The organism is Streptomyces sp. DH12, assembly GCF_020873895.1.
GTDB lineage: Bacteria > Actinomycetota > Actinomycetes > Streptomycetales > Streptomycetaceae > Streptomyces.
Genome location: NZ_JAHWGT010001534.1, coordinates 1 through 401, shown reverse-complemented (window position 1 = coordinate 401; position 401 = coordinate 1). Strand labels below are relative to the sequence as shown.

1 protein-coding gene is annotated in these 401 nt (G+C 71.8%); it reads left to right on the top strand.

Annotation, left to right across the window (positions count from 1 at the left end):
* The coding region (locus LPA54_RS40945) for a GMC family oxidoreductase N-terminal domain-containing protein (RefSeq protein WP_228985483.1) at window positions 1–401 on the top strand (401 nt) is incomplete at both ends.

Here is a 401-nt window from a genome sequence, read left to right as displayed (position 1 = left end):
GCCATCGCCCGCGACTTCGTCGACGCCGCCCAGGCGGCGGCCGGGGTCCCGCGCGTGGACAGCTTCAACAGCAAGCCCTTCCACGAGGGCGTCGGCTTCTTCGACCTCGCCTACCACCCGGAGAACAACAAGCGCTCCTCCGCCTCGGTCGCCTACCTCCACCCGCACATCGAGGCCGGCGACCGCCCCAACCTGCGGATCATGCTGGAGACGTGGGCGTACCGGCTGGAGTTCGACGGGACCCGGGCCACCGGCGTACACGTGCGGACGAAGGACGGCGAGGAGATCCTGCTGCGCGCCGCCCGTGAGGTCATCGTCTGCGCGGGCGCGGTGGACACGCCCCGGCTGCTGCTGCACTCCGGGATCGGTCCGCGCGAGGACCTGGCCGCACTGGGCATCGA